The sequence below is a fragment of the Streptomyces sp. NPDC004435 genome (assembly GCF_042873895.1).
Classification (GTDB): Bacteria; Actinomycetota; Actinomycetes; order Streptomycetales; family Streptomycetaceae; genus Streptomyces.
This window is the reverse complement of the sequence record NZ_JBIAMB010000017.1, coordinates 1-16,560: the sequence shown is the minus strand read 5'-3', so window position 1 is coordinate 16,560 and position 16,560 is coordinate 1. Positions and strand designations below refer to the sequence as shown.

At 75.7% G+C, this 16,560-nt stretch carries 15 protein-coding genes; 7 read left to right on the top strand and 8 right to left on the bottom strand.

Translation table 11 applies throughout. The features are described from left to right. Positions 1 to 68: 68 nt before the first annotated feature. Positions 69 to 455 (bottom strand): HGxxPAAW family protein, encoded by a 387-nt coding sequence (locus ACFYT9_RS27510; RefSeq protein ID WP_389168320.1) that lies wholly within the window; start codon positions 453 to 455, stop codon positions 69 to 71. A 102-nt stretch (positions 456 to 557) separates the two neighbouring features. Here ACFYT9_RS27510 and ACFYT9_RS27505 point away from each other — a divergent pair, with 102 nt between their 5' ends. From ACFYT9_RS27505 to ACFYT9_RS27495, 3 genes are all read left to right on the top strand, one after another. Next, entirely contained in the window at positions 558 to 1,052 is a 495-nt protein-coding gene (locus ACFYT9_RS27505; protein WP_387277796.1) for a MarR family transcriptional regulator, read from the top strand. Positions 1,053 to 1,323: 271 nt separating this feature from the next. Further along, entirely contained in the window at positions 1,324 to 2,901 is a 1,578-nt protein-coding gene (locus ACFYT9_RS27500) for an alpha/beta hydrolase (protein ID WP_376604609.1), read from the top strand. A gap of 77 nt (positions 2,902 to 2,978) precedes the next feature. Further along, positions 2,979 to 4,535 carry an alpha/beta hydrolase gene (locus ACFYT9_RS27495; RefSeq protein ID WP_389168318.1) on the top strand — a complete coding sequence of 519 codons (1,557 nt, stop codon included), beginning with the start codon at positions 2,979 to 2,981 and terminating at the stop codon, positions 4,533 to 4,535. Positions 4,536 to 4,591: 56 nt separating this feature from the next. Here ACFYT9_RS27495 and moeZ read toward each other — a convergent pair whose 3' ends face one another. The 7 genes from moeZ to ACFYT9_RS27460 form a co-directional block, all read right to left on the bottom strand. After that, on the bottom strand, positions 4,592 to 5,770 hold the full coding sequence (gene moeZ, locus ACFYT9_RS27490; RefSeq protein WP_376601771.1) for an adenylyltransferase/sulfurtransferase MoeZ: 1,179 nt from the start codon (positions 5,768 to 5,770) through the stop codon (positions 4,592 to 4,594). 63 nt (positions 5,771 to 5,833) lie between these two features. Then, positions 5,834 to 6,583: a spherulation-specific family 4 protein gene (locus ACFYT9_RS27485; protein WP_376601769.1), complete on the bottom strand. Its 750-nt coding sequence runs from the start codon at positions 6,581 to 6,583 to the stop codon at positions 5,834 to 5,836. After that, positions 6,571 to 7,542 carry an NAD-dependent epimerase/dehydratase family protein gene (locus ACFYT9_RS27480; RefSeq protein ID WP_376601767.1) on the bottom strand — a complete coding sequence of 324 codons (972 nt, stop codon included), beginning with the start codon at positions 7,540 to 7,542 and terminating at the stop codon, positions 6,571 to 6,573. Before ACFYT9_RS27480 ends, ACFYT9_RS27485 begins: the two co-directional genes overlap by 13 nt. Before the next feature lie 123 nt (positions 7,543 to 7,665). Next, a complete protein-coding gene (locus ACFYT9_RS27475) occupies positions 7,666 to 9,417 on the bottom strand; it encodes a hypothetical protein (RefSeq protein WP_389168317.1) in 1,752 nt (583 codons plus the stop codon). A 13-nt stretch (positions 9,418 to 9,430) separates the two neighbouring features. After that, entirely contained in the window at positions 9,431 to 11,095 is a 1,665-nt protein-coding gene (locus tag ACFYT9_RS27470; RefSeq protein WP_389168315.1) for a glycosyltransferase, read from the bottom strand. 487 nt (positions 11,096 to 11,582) lie between these two features. Then, a complete protein-coding gene (locus tag ACFYT9_RS27465) occupies positions 11,583 to 13,079 on the bottom strand; it encodes a DUF3152 domain-containing protein (protein ID WP_389168314.1) in 1,497 nt (498 codons plus the stop codon). A 7-nt stretch (positions 13,080 to 13,086) separates the two neighbouring features. Then, the gene (locus ACFYT9_RS27460) at positions 13,087 to 14,067 is read right to left on the bottom strand and encodes an alpha/beta fold hydrolase (protein ID WP_387277806.1); all 981 of its coding nucleotides are present in this window, start codon (positions 14,065 to 14,067) and stop codon (positions 13,087 to 13,089) included. A 230-nt stretch (positions 14,068 to 14,297) separates the two neighbouring features. Here ACFYT9_RS27460 and ACFYT9_RS27455 point away from each other — a divergent pair, with 230 nt between their 5' ends. The 4 genes from ACFYT9_RS27455 (at position 14,298) to ACFYT9_RS27440 (ending at position 16,417) form a co-directional block, all read left to right on the top strand. Then, positions 14,298 to 14,513, top strand: coding sequence for a hypothetical protein (locus tag ACFYT9_RS27455; protein ID WP_376601758.1), 216 nt, complete (start codon positions 14,298 to 14,300; stop codon positions 14,511 to 14,513). Between the two features lie 160 nt (positions 14,514 to 14,673). Beyond that, positions 14,674 to 15,333, top strand: coding sequence for a TetR/AcrR family transcriptional regulator (locus tag ACFYT9_RS27450; protein ID WP_376601756.1), 660 nt, complete (start codon positions 14,674 to 14,676; stop codon positions 15,331 to 15,333). Between the two features lie 158 nt (positions 15,334 to 15,491). After that, the gene (locus ACFYT9_RS27445) at positions 15,492 to 15,719 is read left to right on the top strand and encodes a DUF3107 domain-containing protein (RefSeq protein WP_189847783.1); all 228 of its coding nucleotides are present in this window, start codon (positions 15,492 to 15,494) and stop codon (positions 15,717 to 15,719) included. Positions 15,720 to 16,141: 422 nt separating this feature from the next. Beyond that, complete coding sequence (locus ACFYT9_RS27440) at positions 16,142 to 16,417, top strand: hypothetical protein (RefSeq protein ID WP_389168312.1); 276 nt, start codon at positions 16,142 to 16,144, stop codon at positions 16,415 to 16,417. Positions 16,418 to 16,560: the final 143 nt, after the last annotated feature.

The window sequence follows — 16,560 nt, the reverse complement described above, 5'->3', positions numbered from 1 at the left end:
ACCGGGCCCCCCGGGGACCCGGGGTGCCGGGCCTCCCGGGGTGCCCGTCACCGGAGCCCCGCACGCCGTCACGCGCGGACGGTCGCGGCCCGCGCCTGCGGAGGCGCCGAGGCGGGCTCGGTGGTGTCCGGCCCGGGGGTGTGCGCGGTGGCCGCCCGCCGGCCCGCGAGCCGGCAGCCGAGGCAGTCCGGGTGGCCGGTCCTGGCCGTGGTGTCGCGGACGCGCCAGTCCCACTGGTCCGGGGGGCGGGGACCGGAGGGCTTGCCCCAGCCGGCGAGGTGCAGCAGCCAGGTGACGAGGGCGGCGGCGGCGAGAAGGGCGGTACCGAGCCCTCCCGCCGCGGCCGAGCCGAGGCAGAGGGCCAGGCCGAGGACCGCGCAGCCGAGGGTGGCGAGGGCGGTTCCGGTCCAGCCGGCCAGGGTGTGGCCGAGGTCGACGTCGCCGTGTGCGCTCATGGGGGCTCCTGGGGGTGGGGGAAGGCAGGATGAGGACGAGGAGGCTCGCCCGAGATCTTTTATCTCACGAGCTAAGTATCTTAGACCGTAAGGAGTATCTGAGTGCAGGGCAAGAGCCGGCCTCCGGCCACCGCCGCCGAGGCGATCTCGCGCATGGACACCTATGTGGCGCTCGGCCTGATCGGGCAGCAGGAGGTGGCCCAGGCACTCGGCCTGAACGTGACCGACCTCACCTGCCTGGGCCATGTGCTCGGCGCCGGAGCGGAACCGCTCTCCGCGGGTGACCTCGCCGAGCGGGCCAACCTCACGACCGGGGCGGTGACCGGCGTCCTCAACCGACTGGAGAAGGCCGGATACGCCCGCCGGGTGCCCGACCCCGGCGACCGCCGCCGGGTCCGCGTGGTCGCCGACCCGGCCGCCGTCACGCGCCTGACCGAGCTGTACCAGCCCTTCTACGAGCGGCTCGGGCAGATCTTCGCCCGCTACTCCCCCGAGGAGACCGCCGTGATCGCGGACTGGTTCACCCAGGCCGCCGAGGCGGCCCGGGCCCACCTCGACACCCTCCGCGGCCGCACCGCGCCGGAGGGGACCGAGTAGGGCCCGTCGCCCCGGACGCACTCGGACTCGCGTCCGGCGCCGGGGGCGACGGGGGCGCCGGGGGCGCCGGGGGCTCCATGTGGTGAGACGGGCGCCGCGAGGCGGACGGGCGCGGACCGACGAGGGGCGGCGCGGGCCCACCCGGGACCGACCTGGGCCGACCCGGGCCGACCCGGGCCGACGCCGGGCCGACGCGGGCCCACGGGGCCGGGGACACCCGCTTGGGCGTGCGTCGCGGGCGGGGGTGGGCGGGGGGCACGAGCATGGGGGCATGCCGATCTCCCCCGCCCGCGCCACCGCCCTCCTCACCGCCTCGGCCGTCCTCTGTCTGACGGCCGGCTGCTCGGACGACGGCGACGACAGCTCCGCGGCCGCCCGCCCCTCCGGCACCGGCGGCCTCTCGGCGCTGACGGAGCAGCAGCTGGAGTGGGACACGTGCCCGCCGCCGTCCGCGGCGGAGGGCGGTGGATCCGCGCCGACGCCGCTGCCCGGCGGCACGCCGTGGGAGTGCGCGTTCCTGACGACCCCGCTCGACTGGTCGAAGCCGGACGGGGAGACGATCGAGCTGGCGCTGATCCGGGCGCGGGCCGAGAACAACGCCCGCCGCATCGGCTCCCTCGTCTTCAACTTCGGCGGCCCGGGCGGCTCCGGCGTCACCGCCCTGCCGGGGTTCGCCACGGAGTACGAGACCCTCCGCTCCCGCTACGACCTCGTCTCCTTCGACCCGCGCGGCGTCGGCCGCAGCGAGCCGGTGGAGTGCATGACCGACGAGGAGCTGGACGCCTACTACGCGCTGGACTTCACCCCGGACGACCTGGCGGAGGAGCGGACCCTGTCCGACGCGCAGAAGAGGTACGCGGCGGGCTGCGAGAAGGACTCCGGCCCCGTCCTGCCGTACGTCGGCACGGAGAACGCGGCCCGGGACATGGACCTGCTGCGCCAGGTCCTCGGCGACGACAAGCTGCACTACTTCGGCATCTCGTACGGCACGGAGCTCGGCGGCGTCTACGCCCACCTCTTCCCGGAGCGGGTCGGCCGGGCCGTCTTCGACGCGGTCGTCGACCCGGACGCGGGCGTCGAGGACGGCGCGCTGGGCCAGGCGAAGGGCTTCCAGCTGGCGCTGGACAACTTCGCGCAGGACTGTGTGGACCGGGGCGACGAGTGCGCCCTGCCGGGTGCGACGGTCGCGGAGGTCGAGGAGGGCGTCACCGATCTCCTCGCCTCGCTCGACGAGAAGCCGATCACCGGCATCGGCAGCCGGAAGCTCACCCAGACCCAGGCCACGAACGGCATCGCCCAGGCGCTGTACTCGAAGGAGTTCTGGCCCTATCTGGAGCAGGGCCTGGAGGCCGCGGACGGCGGCGACGGCGCCCTCCTCCTCGCCCTCTCCGACTCCATGAACGGACGCGGCGAGAACGGCAGCTACAGCAACATCCAGGCCGCCAACGCCGCCATCAACTGCGTCGACTTCAAGGAGCGCTACACCCTCGGCCAGGCCAAGGAGCGGCTGCCGCAGTTCCGCGAGGCGTCCCCGGTCTTCGGCGACTTCATGGGCTGGGCGCTGTCGAGCTGTTCGCAGTGGCCGGTGCCGGGCGCCTGGGACCACCCGGACGTGTCCGCGCCGGGCTCCGCGCCGATCCTGGTGATCGGCAACACCGGCGACCCGGCGACCCCGTACGAGGGGGCCCGCGCGATGGTGCAGGCGCTCGGCAAGGGCGTCGGCGTGGAGCTGACGTACGAGGGCGAGGGCCACGGCGCGTACAACGGCGGCAACGCCTGTGTGAAGAAGGCCGTCGACGGCTACCTCCTCGACGGCAAGGTCCCCGCCTCCGGCACCGTCTGCAAGTAGCGGGCGGCGCCGCCCGCGAGAGCCCGGAACCGGTCCCCCTAGGATGAAGAGCCGGTCTCGATCCCAGGGGGTCCCCCATGCACATACGCCGGCACCTGACGGCCCTCGCCGTCGGGGGACTCCTGGTCAGCGGCTGTACGGGGACGGACTCCCCGGCCGCCGCGCCGACCACCGCGCCGGCGCCGGGATCCTCCTCCGACGCCAAGCCCGCGCCCACCTCCGGCACCCCCGCGCCGGGCACCCCCGTCCTCCCCGCCGCCCTCACCGGCCAGCGCCCCGACTGGAAGCCGTGCGAGGGGGACGGGGCCGGCGCCGACTGGCGGTGCGCCACCGTGAAGGTGCCGCTGGACCACGCGAAGCCGTCGGGCGCCACGCTCCCCGTCGCGCTGATCCGCAAGGAGGCGACCGACCGGAAGGAGCGGATCGGGTCGCTGCTCTTCAACTTCGGCGGGCCCGGCGCCTCCGGGGTGGACATCCTGCCGCAGCTGTCCGGGGAGTACGGGACGCTGAACGAGCGGTACGACCTCTTGGGCTTCGACCCGCGCGGGGTGAGCCGCAGCTCCGGCGTCGTCTGCCGCACCGACGCCGAACAGGCGGCGGCCGAGACCCGCGTCGACTCCACCCCCGACACCCCCGCCGAGGAGGCCGCCTTCCTGAAGGACGCGGCCGGCTTCGGCGCCGGCTGCGCCCGCCGATCCGGCGCCGTGATCCCGTACACCACGACCTCGGCCACCGCCCGCGACCTCGACCTGATCCGGCGGGTCCTCGGCGACGACAAGCTGCACTACTTCGGCATCTCCTACGGCACCCAGCTCGGCGGCACCTACGCCCACCTCTTCCCCCGGAACACGGGCCGGCTGGTCCTGGACGCGGTCGTCGACCCGACCGGCGACACCGTGGGCCACGCCCGGAACCAGACGGTCGGCTTCCAGCGGGCCCTGGACGGCTACCTGAAGAGCACCGGGCAGACGCCGAAGGCCGGCAGCGAGCGGATCGCCCGGCTCCTCGCGGAGCTCGACCGGCGGCCCCTGGAGGTCGGCGACCGGCGGCTCACCGAGGGCCTCGCGGTCACCGGCATCGCGGTGACCCTCTACGCGGAGTCCAGCCGGCCGCTGCTCACCGAGGCGCTGGAGGCGGCCGAGGACGGGGACGGCGGCCCGCTGCTGCGGCTCGCGGACGCCTACAACGACCGGGACGAGCAGGGGCGCTACTCCACCCAGTCGCACTCCCAGCGGGCGATCTCCTGCGCCGACTCCAGCGAGCGTCCGACCGCGGCGCGGGCGAAGGCACTGCTGCCGGAGTTCCGCCGGCTCTCCCCCGTCTTCGGCGCCTTCCTCGCCTGGGACACGGCCGGCTGGTGCGCCGACTGGCCGGTGGCGGGCGAGGCGAGGACCCCGGCGGCGTCCGCGCCCGGGGCGGCCCCGGTCCTCGTGGTGGGGACGACGGGCGACCCGGCGACCCCGTACGAGGGCGCGGAGCGGATGGCGCGGGAGCTCGGCGAGGGCGTCGGGATCCTGGTGACCAACAAGGGCGAGGGGCACGGCGCGTACGGCACCTCGGAGTGCGTGACGCGGACGGTCGACGCGTACCTGCTCGACGGGAAGGTGCCCGCGTACGGCACGACCTGCGGGTAGCCGGGACGCGCGGAGGCCCCGGACCGTCACACGGTCCGGGGCCTCTCGCACACCGACTAGTAGACCGGCTTCTCGGGCTCGATCTGGTGGACCCAGCCGATCACGCCGCCGCCGACGTGCACGGCGTCCGCGAAGCCCGCGGACTTGAGCACGGCGAGGACTTCCGCACTGCGGACACCCGTCTTGCAGTGCAGGACGATCCGCTTGTCCTGCGGGAGGTCCTGGAGGGCGGTGCCCATCAGGAACTCGTTCTTCGGGATCAGGCGCGCGCCCGGGATCGAGACGATCTCGTACTCGTTCGGCTCGCGGACGTCGATGATGTCGATGTTCTCGCCGTCGTCGATCCACTCCTTGAGCTGCTTCGGAGTGATCGTGGCGCCGAGCGCGGCCTCCTGGGCCTCCTCGGACACGACGCCGCAGAAGGCCTCGTAGTCGATGAGCTCGGTGACGGTCGGGTTCTCGCCGCAGACCGCGCAGTTCGGGTCCTTGCGGACCTTCACCTGGCGGTACTGCATCTCCAGGGCGTCGTAGATCATCAGGCGGCCGACGAGCGGCTCGCCGACGCCGGCGAGGACCTTGATGGCCTCGGTGACCTGGATGGAGCCGATGGACGCGCAGAGCACGCCCAGGACGCCGCCCTCGGCGCAGGAGGGGACCATGCCCGGCGGCGGGGGCTCCGGGTAGAGGCAGCGGTAGCAGGGACCGTGCTCGGACCAGAAGACGGACGCCTGGCCGTCGAAGCGGTAGATCGAGCCCCAGACGTACGGCTTGTTCAGCAGCACGCAGGCGTCGTTCACCAGGTAGCGGGTGGCGAAGTTGTCCGTGCCGTCGACGATCAGGTCGTACTGGCTGAAGATGTCCATCACGTTGTCGGCCTCGAGCCGCTCCTCGTGCAGGACCACGTTCACGTACGGGTTGATGCCGAGCACGCTGTCGCGCGCCGACTCCGCCTTGGAGCGGCCGATGTCCGCCTGGCTGTGGATGATCTGGCGCTGGAGGTTCGACTCGTCGACCTCGTCGAACTCCACGATGCCGAGCGTGCCGACGCCGGCCGCGGCCAGGTACATGAGGGCCGGCGAGCCGAGGCCGCCGGCGCCGACGGCCAGCACCTTGGCGTTCTTCAGCCGCTTCTGCCCGTCCATCCCCACGTCGGGGATGATCAGGTGGCGGGAGTACCTGCGGACCTCGTCTACGGTGAGCTCGGCAGCCGGCTCGACCAGGGGTGGCAGCGACACGGGGACTCCGTTGGTCGGTATGTCAGTACGGTTGTTCTCCCCGTAACACTGCCACGCCCCTTCTCATTCCGAGACACCCGGTCCGATACGCGAGACGATTTCGTCCCAGTAGCCGGGCAGCGAGTGGAATGGCATGGTTCGTCCCGCCGCGCCGCCCGGACCGCCGGGGCGGTCGGTGAAGAAGATCGTGCCCGCGCCCTGCCAGCGGGCGATCCGCAGCGCCTCGTCGAGGTGGGTGCGCGGCACTCCGTGGACGAAGTGCGCGAACTTCCCCTCCGGGTACTCCGCCGTCCACTCGGCCACCTGCGACCAGCGGTAGTCCGCCCAGGCGCCGGAGAAGGTCACCAGCTGGTCCGCCGCCTCCGCGTAGCCGGGGTACGGGTGGCCGCCCTGGCCCAGGACGAGGTGGGCGTCGCCGCCGAGGAGGGCCGAGAGGGTGGTGGTGACCCTCCTCACTCCGGGCAGGTCGGTCCGGTCCGTGGGGCAGCGGTCCAGGTAGAAGCCGCCGACCCGGTACCAGTCGAGGTACCGCTGCGCCTGCGAGACCAGCTCGCCGAAGGGGCGCGAGCCGTGCGCCAGGTCGAGGTGCCCGAGCACCCTCACGCCCGCGTGCCGGAGCCGGCCGGCGGTGTCCAGGCAGTGCGGGTCGGGGCGGCTGCCGGGGCCGTCGGCGACGTTGAGCACCGCCCAGTGCACGTTGGTCCCGGGGCGGGCCAGTTCGGCCCATTCGACCGGGGCGAGCAGCGGGTGGGCGTAGCCGGGGGCGCCCACGCCGAGCGCCCGGACGGTGCCGGTGGCGGTCAGATGCGACACGCCGCCTCCATCCAGATGTCGGCGAGCGACTCCTCCAGGTTGATCCGGGGGCGCCAGCCGAGCCGGTCCCTGGCGGTGCGGACGTCGGCCTGCTGCCAGGGGCCGCAGCCGTCGGGGTACGGGAAGGGGGCGGAGGCCAGCTGTTCGGCGATGGTCGCCTCGGAGCGCGGGGCGCCGATGACGGGCCGCTGCGGGATGCCGTGCGGGGCGTCCATCTCGTGGAGGTTGCCGGCGTAGCCGGCGACCCGGGCGAGGACGGCGGCGGCGTCCCGGAGCCGGACGGCCCGTCCCGTACCGATGTTGACGACGCCCTGGGCGGCGGAGAGGGAGGCGGCGTGCACGGCGCGGGCCACGTCCCTGACGTCCACGAAGTCCCGCTGCACGCCGAGGCCGCTGAGCTTGAGCTCGCCGTCCCCGGCCTGCATCGCCCGGCGCATCGCCTCGGCGAGCCGGCCGAGCGGGGAGCCGGCGGGGGTGCCGGGGCCGACCGGGGAGAAGACCCGGAGGACGACCGCGTCGAGTCCGGAGCCGAGGACGAGTTCGGTGGCGGCGAGCTTGGAGACGCCGTAGGGGCCGCCCGGGCGCGGCACGGCGTCCTCGGCGGTGGAGGAGCCGGGCTGGCTGGGCCCGTACTCGGAGGCGCAGCCGACCTGGACGAGCCGGGCGCCGCAGCCGCTGCGGCGCAGGGCCTCGCAGACCGTGGCGACGGCGACGGTGTTGTGCCGGGTGAGGTCGCGGGCGCCGCCGCGGGTGGCGCCCGCGCAGTTGACGACCACTCCGGGGTGGACGGCGTCCAGGAAGCGCGTGAGCGCGCCGGGGCTGCCGGAGGCGAGGTCGAAGCGGACGTCGGCGTCGTCGCCGCGGCCGAGGGCGGTGAGGTGGACCGCCGGGTCGGCGAGCAGCCGGTCGGCGACGAAGCGTCCGATGAAGCCGTTGGCTCCGAGCAGTAGCACCCTCATCGTGCGGCCCCTTCGTGCCGACCGGCCGGTGCTGGGGAGTGAGGGGTCATGGTCTGGGTTCTCCTTGGGGGTGGTGAGTCGGGGGCCGGGCGCCCGCGGCGTCGGCTCCGCGGGTGCCCCGGGTCAGGGGGTGGTGTGGGCCGAGGCCCGGGTGAGGACACCGGTCGCGTGGGCCAGCAGGCCGAGCGCGGCGGCGCCGCAGACGAGTGCGGGGAGTGCGCCCGCGCCCCAGGCGTCGACGGCGGTCCGCACGGGGAGGGCGAGCGCGTCGAAGCCGGGGAGGGGGAGCCGGGCGGCCAGCACGCTCGCGAGGCCGAGGGCTTCGGCGGCGCAGGCGGCGGCGAGGGCGGCGGCGGCGGTCTCGGGGTGTCCGTGGACGGTGAGCAGCCGGGCGAGGAGGAACAGGAGGCCCAGGGCGAGTGCGCCGGCGGTGAGGCCGGTGAGCGCCAGCAGGGCGGTGAGGGCGGCGAGATGGAAGAGGACGGCGGCCAGGAGCCACGCGCGGGTGCCGGCGGCGAAGTCGGCGAGGCCGCGGCTGTCGGCGATGCGCCGCCGGGCGCGGCCGGCGAAGAGGTGGGCGCACCAGGCGGCGGGCGCGACGGCGAGCGCGAGGCCGAGGAGCGGGGTGGGGTGGAGGTTCCAGGCGCCGTCGGGTCCGCCGGCGAGCACCTGCTCCAGGAGCCCGTCGCCGGCGACGGCGTACGCGAGGAGCCACAGGGTCCAGAGCCGGGCGGCGGGCGCGGGGGCGGCGGCGCGCAGCGGCCCGCGCCGGACGGCGAGGACGAGCGCGCCGGCCAGTCCGAGCGCTCCGGCGGTCGCGGCGGCGAACCGGACGGCCCCGTCGAGGTGGAGCAGGGCGGGCACCAGGAGCGCCGCCGCGGCGCCGGGGGCGAGCGCGGCGAGTGCCCAGGGGGTACGGGGCGCGGGGGCGTCCCGTAGGGGTGCGGGTTCCTGGTGGCCGCGGGGCACGCGCGCGTACAGCTCCTCGGCGAGGGAGAAGACGTCGCGGTGCCGGTAGCGGGCGGCGGTCCGGTCGGTGAAGCCCTGCGCTTCGAGCCCGGCGGCGATCTCCAGCGGGTCGACGGCGCGGGCGCACAGCTCCCGGTGCCGGTGCATGAGCACCTTGACGGGGTCTCCCGCGCGGCGGCCCCTCGTGACGGGGGCGGGTGAGGCGGCGGGTGGTGCGGCGGGAGCGGGCGGCTCCCCCCAGGCGGCCCCGGGCCCGGGCGGGACGGCCCCTCCCGCGGCGGGAGCGGGGGGTACGGGCGTGGGGGTGACGGCGGCGGGACCCGCGGTGGTCGCCTCGGGCGCGGACACGGGAACGGGTGCGGGCGCGCGCCCGGTCCCGTCGGCGGACTCGGCCTCGCCGTCGACGGACTCGGCCTCAGCGTCGGCGTCGGCGTCGGCGACCGGCCGGGGCCCGCCCTCGGGCCGGGGCTCCGGGCCGGGTTCGCCCTCACGCCGGGCCTCCGGCGCCGGCCTGCCATCGGCCTGCGGCTCCGCCTCGGCTTGTGGCTCGGCGTCCGCCTGCGGCTCCGTCCGGGCCCCGGTTCCGGCCCCTGCCGGGGACGGCGCCACCGGCTCCGGGTCGGTGTCGGTCGCCGTCGTGCGCTCTTCCTCGGGCACGCGCGCGTGGGGGGTCGGGCGGGGCGGGCCGAAGGCGGACAGGAGGTCGTCCAGGGCGGACGGGCCGGGGACGGGGTCCGGGGTCGCGGACGGCGGGTCCGCGGGGAGGTCGAGGGCGGGGAGCGGGCGGGCGGCCCCCGGGGCTATCGCGGGCGGCGCGGGCTCCGCGTCCACCGCGGGGGCGCCGAGGAGGGCCTCGGAGCGGGCGTCCCAGGCTCCGGGGCTCGTCGGGGCGGCGGAGCCGCGCATGGGGTTGCCTCCTTCAGGCATCGGGGGCTCCTGTGCCCGCGGCGACGGCCTTCGGCGCCCAGCTGCCGGGGAGGTGCGCCTCGGCGGGGTGGGCGAAGGGCACGTCGGACCCGGCGCGGTGGCGGACCGGGGCGTGGGAGAGGAGTTCCAGGTAGATGCCGCGGAACGCGGCGAGGTTCTGGTCGACGGTGAAGAGCTCCAGCGCCCGGGCGCGGGCGGCCGCGCCGAGCCGGTAACGGCGCTCGGGGTCGCCCAGCAGCGCGTGGCAGGCGTCGGCGAGCGCGCGGGGGTTGCGCGGGGGGACGACGAGCCCGGTGCCGCCGATGATCTCGACGACCGCGCCGACGTCGGTGGAGACGGTGGCGCGGGCGCAGAACATGGCCTCGACGAGGCTGGCGGGGAAGCCCTCGACGGTGCTGGAGAGGACGACGACGGCGGCGGAGGCGTAGACGTCCTCCAGGGTGGGGGCCTCGGGTCCGCCCAGCTCCTCGAAGGAGACGGGGTTCTCGCCGACGGCGTGCGCGCCGGCGGCCTCGTCGGGGAAGAGCTGGGCGGCGAGCGCGGCGCACTGGGCGAGGTAGGCGCAGGGCTCGGTGGCCCCGTCGGGTGCGTCGGCGTCGGCGGGGACGGAGACGATCCGCAGCCGGGTGTCGGGCCGGCGGGCGCGGAGTTCGGCGAAGGCGTGGAGGAGGGCGACGAGGTCCTTGGCGGGTTCGACGCGGCCGATCCAGACGAGGGTGCCGGGCTCGCCGCTCTCCTCGTCCTCGCCGACGTCGGCGAAGCGTTCGGCGGGCATGCCGGGGTGGACGGTGCGGACCCGCTCGCGGTCGGCGCCGAGCTTCTCCTGCCAGCGGCGGGCGTGGGCGTTGCCGGGGGTGAGGAGGGCGGCCTGGCGGTAGGTCTCTCCGGCGAGGCGGCCGTGGAGGGCGGCGAGCAGGGTGCGCAGGGCGGTGGAGGCGGCGGGGGTGTCCGGGCCGGGCCGGGCGAGGTAGTGGGAGCGGAGGCCGACGCCGTACTCGGTGACGAGGAGCGGGGTGCCGAAGAAGCGTTTGGCCAGCAGGCCCGGGAGGGCGACGGGGCCGCCGGCGGTGGCGTGGCAGAGGTCGGCGGCGCCGAGGGCGGTCTCGTCGTACCAGGCGAGGGAGAGCGGGCGCAGGGCCCGCTCCAGGTGGTCGGCGAAGGCGAGGTGGTCGCGGAGTCCGGCCGCGGCGGCGGCGCGGCGGGCGCCGGGAGCCCGGCAGGCGGCCTCCAGGAGGCGGACGGCGTCGTCGGAGCGGAGCGCGCCGGGCAGTCCGCCGGTGTCGCGGGCGAGGTCGGCGAGGGCGCCGAGGCCGGTGGCGAAGGAGTCGGCGGCGGTCGCGGCGGCGGGGTGCGCGGGGTCGGCCTCGGCGGCGAGGCCGGTGGCGAGGGCGTGGAAGCCCTCGGCGAAGCGGCGGCGGTCGCGGCGGCCGTAGGCGCGACGGCCCGCGCGCTCGGGCGGTCCGGCGGGGAGAGCTCCTTCACCGGTGGCGGTGACGGGGCGGGCGTTGGGGGGCAGCGGGCCGGCGGGGAGGCGGCCGCCGACGGCGTACAGGTCGAAGTCGTGGGGGGCGAGGCCGCTGACGAGCCGCTGCCACCACGCGCCGGTGTCACCGGCGGCGCACGAGGTGCCACCCTCCGTGAGCAGTCCGATCCGCACGAGCACACACCCCCGGTCCCTTTCGACGGCGCCCACCGGTTCCGTCGACGGCGCGCGCTGCTCGACGGGAGTCCCACGGCGGGATTCCCGCAGCGGGTAGAACGTAAGCGCAGGGAGCGGTGGCGCGACGGACGGTTGTCCGCCGCACCACCGGAAGGGGTGAATGCACGTAACTTTCCCAGTCCGGTCGCGTTCGGTCGCGGTACGCGGCGGAGGGGTGACGGAAGGTCAGGTTCCGCCGGGCGCGAGGCTCCCGCGCGAAAGGGCGGGGATTCCTCGCGCGAACCGCTCCAGGGGAAAAGGGAATTCCGCGAGCGCGGGGAAATCGCCGGAAGTGCGGAACGCCGCGAGGAGCGCGCCCGCGTGAATGCGGGCGCGTTCGGGGGAATGAATGCGGGCGACGGAGGGTCCGCCGGACCGGGCCGGCACGACGCCGATCCGCCGTCCGTATCCCGAGACGTACGGCTCGGGACACGGACCCCGACGATCAACTGCCCGGGTGCACCCAGGGGTTGGGGCGGCAGGCGATACCGTCGATCTCCAGGGACTTCGTCTGCTGCTGCATCACCGGCGCCAGGGCGCCCGGCGTCCGGCACGTCACGTGGTTGTGGCCCAGCCGGTGCCCGACCTCGTGGTTGATGAGCATCTGCCGGTAGGCGTGCATCGCCTTCGGGCCGAAGGTCTCCGAGCCCTGCGCCCACCGGAAGGCGTTGATCATCACGCGCTCGGTGGAGGCCGAGTCGCAGGAGACGTTGTCGACGGTGGTGTCGAGACCCGACTTGGCGCACCACTTGCCGGTGGTGCCGGGGCTCGCGAGGGTGATCACGAAGTCGGGGTCCCCGCTGGAGATCCGCTCGAAGGTCATCGCGCCCTGACCGGCCCAGCTGCGCTTGTCGTTGAGGGTCTGCTGGACGGCCCGCGCGAAGAGCCCGGCGTCGAGCCCGAGGCCCTTCTCGACGTCCACGCGGTAGCGGTACTTCTGACCCTTGCCCGGCGCCTTGTCGAGCCCGGGCACCGCCTCGAAGTCGCCGGAGCCGCTGAGCTTCGGGTCGATCTTGAACTGATGGGTCATCAACTGCTCGTACGTGGGCGCGGGCCGCTGCTTCACGGGTGCCGGTTCCGCCGGCTTGACCCGCTCGTCGGAGCGGGAGGCGGAGTCCTCGGAGGCCCGCTGGGCGGGCTCCTGCGCGGCGCGGACGGCCGGGGCGTCGTCCTCGCGGTCGGTGACCTGTCCCGCGACGACGATCGCGAGGCAGGTGGTGACGGCGGCGGCGGCGATCCCGGTGAGCGCCCGCCCCTTGCCACCCCTGCCCGACGCCTCGTCCCCGGTGCCGGGCGCGGGCGCGTCGGGCCCGTCCGGAGGTGCCGCGGCGACCCGGCGGGGGGCGGGCACCCGGGAGGCGCCACCGGTGGTGGGCCCGTACCGCTCGGGCGCGACCCGCCCGCCCTCCTCGTGCGCGGGATGCTCGCCGCGTACCGGAATCCCGTGGGCGGGCGTGTGCTGAGCCCCGTGCGCGGGGACGTCGAAGGCGGGCGTGCCGTGGGCGGGGGTCCCGTGAGCGGGCGTGCCGTGGGCCGGCGCCGGGTGCACGGGGGTGCCGTGCGCCGGGGTCCCGTACACCGGAGTGCCGTGCGCAGGGGTCCCGTAGCCGGAGCCGCTCTGCCCCGGCGCGCCGCGGCCCGGGGCGCCCTGTCCGGGCGTCCCGTACGCCTGGGGGGTTCCCTGCGCGGGGGTGCCGTGACCGTGGAAGGTGCCGTGGCCGCGCGTGGCGCCCGGGGGCGTGCCGTACTCCTGCGGGCCCCCGCCGGCGGCCCTGCGGCGGCGCCCCGTGCCCGCGCCGGCGTCCGCGACGGGCGTGCGCCCGGCCTCCGCCGCCTGCGTGCGCCCGGTCTCCGCCGCCTGCGCGCGCCCGGCGTCCCGTACCGGCGCGCGCCCGGTGTCGCCCGCCGAGGGCACGGGCCCCTTGCGACTATGTCGTCCCACCCCGGGTTCAGCTCCCGTCGTGCCGTGCGTCGTGTTCCGCGATCAGCTCCCGCGCGGCCGCGGCGACCGTCTCGGGGTACTCCATCATCGCCACGTGTCCGGCGTCGGGCAGGCTCAGCAGCCGCGAGCCCCGGAAGGCGGCGGCGGCCCTGCGGGCCATCCGGTACGAGACGAGCCGGTCACGGCCGCCGTAGACGAGCAGGGTGGGAGCGAGCACCCGCTCCGCCTGCCGCCACAGGCCGTGCTGGCCGCCGAGCGTATAGGCGTCGACGATTCCGCGCGAGGACCTGGCCATCGCGTCCCAGAAATAAGGGAGTTCCAGCCGGCGCTCCATCTCCTCGACGGCGTGCCGAAGGCCCTCGTCGGTGACCCGGCCGGGGTCCCCGTAACAGAGGGAGAGGACGCCGCGGACGCGCTGCTCGGCGGTCCAGTCCCGGGAGACGCGGGCGAAGAGCCCGGCGACTCCGGGCACGGCGAGCAGCGCGGTCGGCCAGGCGGTGCGCTGGGCGCGCAGCTCGGGCAGGGCCGGGGAGATCAGGGTCAGGGTGCGGACCAGGTCGGGCCGGACGGCGGCGACCCGGGTGGTGACGGCGCCGCCCAGCGAGTTGCCGAAGAGGTGGACCGGGCCGCGCCCGGAGGCGTCGAGCAGCCGGATCACCGCGCGGGCGTGCCCGGTGACCGAGTAGTTGCCGTCGTCGGGCGGCGGGGAGTCGCCGAAGCCGGGCAGGTCGACGGCCTCGCCGTCGACGAGGTCGGCGAGGTGCGGCATCAGGGCGGACCAGTTCTGCGAGGAACCGCCGAGGCCGTGCACGTACAGCGCGGGCGGCAGGCCGGGGCGGGAGCCGGGCCGGGAGCGCACGGTGAGCGTGAGCCCGGGGAGCGCGACGGAGCGGAGCTCCTCGCCGTCGGCGACCCGGACGGCGCGCGGACGCGGCGCCGGCGGAGCGGTGTCGGCGGTCCGGGTTTCCGGCAGCTCGGTCGAGGACATGGCCGCAATATTACGAGACGATCACGCAGGCTCGGGTGTGGGTGCGGTCACAGGCGCGCGTGGCGTCCGTCCGTGCCTCCGTACGGCGGCGCGCGGCGTCCGCCCGTGCCTCCTGTGCGGCCGCGGCGGAGGCGGCTCGGGTGCGGGGGGAGGCCGGTGCTCCTACGCTCGTAGGGAGGGCCATCTGCGCGGGCGGCCGCCCGCGCACGGGGAGGACGGGAAGGAATCGCATGACTGTCGATCCGTCCGAGCCGGACACGTTCCCCGAGGAAGAGGACGCCGTGCTCGACGAGGAAGTCCCGGAGGCCGACGCGGCCGAGCAGCACACGGAACTGCGTCCGAGGGAGGACGAACCGCTCGGCGACATCGACCACGAGGCGGCGGACGAGGCCGACGCCTCCGAGCAGGCGCGGGTGGTCACCCTCGACGAGGACGACTACCGCTGACGACTACCGCTGATTTGTTCGGTTTAATCTTGAATCGACTGTCGCCCCCGACGTCCGGTCCGTGAAATTCTGCGTCCGCACCGCGCACAGCCGGGTTACCCAAAAGTACGATGGCGGCGCGGCGCGACAGCGCACATGGATCGAATTCTTGGGAGGCCGCGTGAGCGCCATCGAGCAGACAGAGGCAGCACGCCCTCGCGGTACGCGGCTGCCGCGCCGTGCCCGGCGGAACCAGCTGCTCGGCGCGGCCCAGGAGGTCTTCGTCGCCCAGGGCTACCACTCCGCGGCCATGGACGACATCGCCGAGCGGGCCGGCGTCAGCAAGCCCGTGCTCTACCAGCACTTCCCGGGGAAGCTGGAGCTCTACCTGGCCCTGCTCGACCAGCACTGCGAGTCGCTGCTCCACGCGGTCCGCACCGCCCTCGCCTCCACCTCGGACAACAAGCTCCGGGTCGCGGCCACCATGGACGCCTACTTCGCCTACGTCGAGGACGAGGGCGGCGCCTTCCGCCTCGTCTTCGAGTCCGACCTCACCAACGAGCCGGCCGTCCGCGAGCGCGTGGACCGCGTCAGCCTCCAGTGCGCCGAGGCCATCTCCGAGGTCATCGCCGAGGACACCGGGCTCTCCACGGACGAATCGATGCTGCTCGCGGTGGGCCTCGGCGGCGTCTCGCAGGTCGTCGCCCGCTACTGGCTCTCCAGCGAGTCCCCGATCCCCCGCGACACGGCCGTCTCGCTGCTCACCTCGCTCGCCTGGCGCGGCATCGCGGGCTTCCCGCTGCACCCGGTCGACGGCCAGCTGAGCGCCGAGGGCCACTGATCCCGGCCGGCGGCGGACGGGGCCCGGGCTTTGTTCCCGCTCCCTGTTCGCTCCTGGCGTGCGGCGGCTGAGCCGTGCGCGTCCCCTCTCCGGGCTAATGTGTGCAGCGTACGGCGCGGGTTCATCGCGCATGGCTGACCGTTCGGAGGGACATAGCCGTGGAGGTCAAGATCGGCGTGCAGTACGCACCCCGGGAGATCGTTCTGGAGAGCGGGCAGTCCGCCGAGGACGTGGAGCGCGCCGTCGCGGACGCGCTGTCCGGCAAGGCACCGCTGCTCAGCCTTGAGGACGAGAAGGGCCGCCGGGTCCTCATCCCCTCGGACAAGATCGCTTATGTGGAGCTCGGCGAGACCGCGGTGCGCCGGGTGGGCTTCGGCACGCTCTGAGCCGCGGCTCCCGCACAGGAGGCCCGGAGGGACACCCGTCCCTCCGGGCCTCCTCGCGTGCGTACGGACCCCGTGCGCACGCATGCGTACGCACCGAGCCCACGCGCGCGTGTGCAGGGCCTCGTGCACGCGCGTGCGTCACGCGCGTGCGTACGGACCCGAGTCCACGCGCGCGCGTGCACGAGGCCCTGCACACGTCCGTACGGGCTCCGTCGGTCCCGGTCCCGCGCGTCCGGGAGCAGGGCCGTCCGGGTGGCGTGCGCGGGGGCGTTCCGGTACGTCCTCCGGCGCTCCGGCCGCCCGCCGGGGCGGCTCGGCGGGGCTCCTCGCCGGGCCATGGGGAGGGTTGCGTTCCGACGGCCCGGGGTAGAAGGGGACTTGACCGCACCGCCCGCCCCGCACCCCTCGCGAGGTGATCCACCGTGTTCCTGGAAGCCCTCGGCTCCGCCCTGCTCGGACTCGCCCTGGCCTGGGCCGCCGCGCACCGCCTGTCCGACCGCCTCCCCGCCCGGAGGACCGTCCTCCTGACCGGTGCGCTCGGCGCCGTCTTCGGGGCGCTCGTCACCCACGGGGCGCTCGGCCCCGGCCATTTCCTCGCCACCCTCGTCGGTGCCGTCGCGGTGGCGGCGGTGCTGCTGTCGCTGCTGATCCGCCCGGCCGCCCGCCGGCTCCGCCGATCATCGCCCGCGGCGTACTGACCCGCCGCACCGCACGTGAGACGGCCGCGGGGGGGGGGGGCGCGGGCCCGGGGCCCCCCCGCGCGCAGAGAGCGGTGGGGGTGGGGGGGCGGGGGGGGGGGGCCCGGGCGCCCCCCCCCCGGGGGGGGGGGCGCGGGTGGAGG

Bases quoted from the DNA above. Each gene is read 5' to 3' on its own strand.
- ACFYT9_RS27510 (WP_389168320.1), bottom strand. From the start codon at position 455: ATGAGCGCACACGGCGACGTCGACCTCGGCCACACCCTGGCCGGCTGG.
- ACFYT9_RS27500 (WP_376604609.1), top strand. From the start codon at position 1,324: ATGCCGATCTCCCCCGCCCGCGCCACCGCCCTCCTCACCGCCTCGGCC.
- ACFYT9_RS27495 (WP_389168318.1), top strand. From the start codon at position 2,979: ATGCACATACGCCGGCACCTGACGGCCCTCGCCGTCGGGGGACTCCTG.
- ACFYT9_RS27480 (WP_376601767.1), bottom strand. From the start codon at position 7,542: ATGAGGGTGCTACTGCTCGGAGCCAACGGCTTCATCGGACGCTTCGTC.
- ACFYT9_RS27475 (WP_389168317.1), bottom strand. From the start codon at position 9,417: ATGCGCGGCTCCGCCGCCCCGACGAGCCCCGGAGCCTGGGACGCCCGC.
- ACFYT9_RS27460 (WP_387277806.1), bottom strand. From the start codon at position 14,067: ATGTCCTCGACCGAGCTGCCGGAAACCCGGACCGCCGACACCGCTCCG.
- ACFYT9_RS27455 (WP_376601758.1), top strand. From the start codon at position 14,298: ATGACTGTCGATCCGTCCGAGCCGGACACGTTCCCCGAGGAAGAGGAC.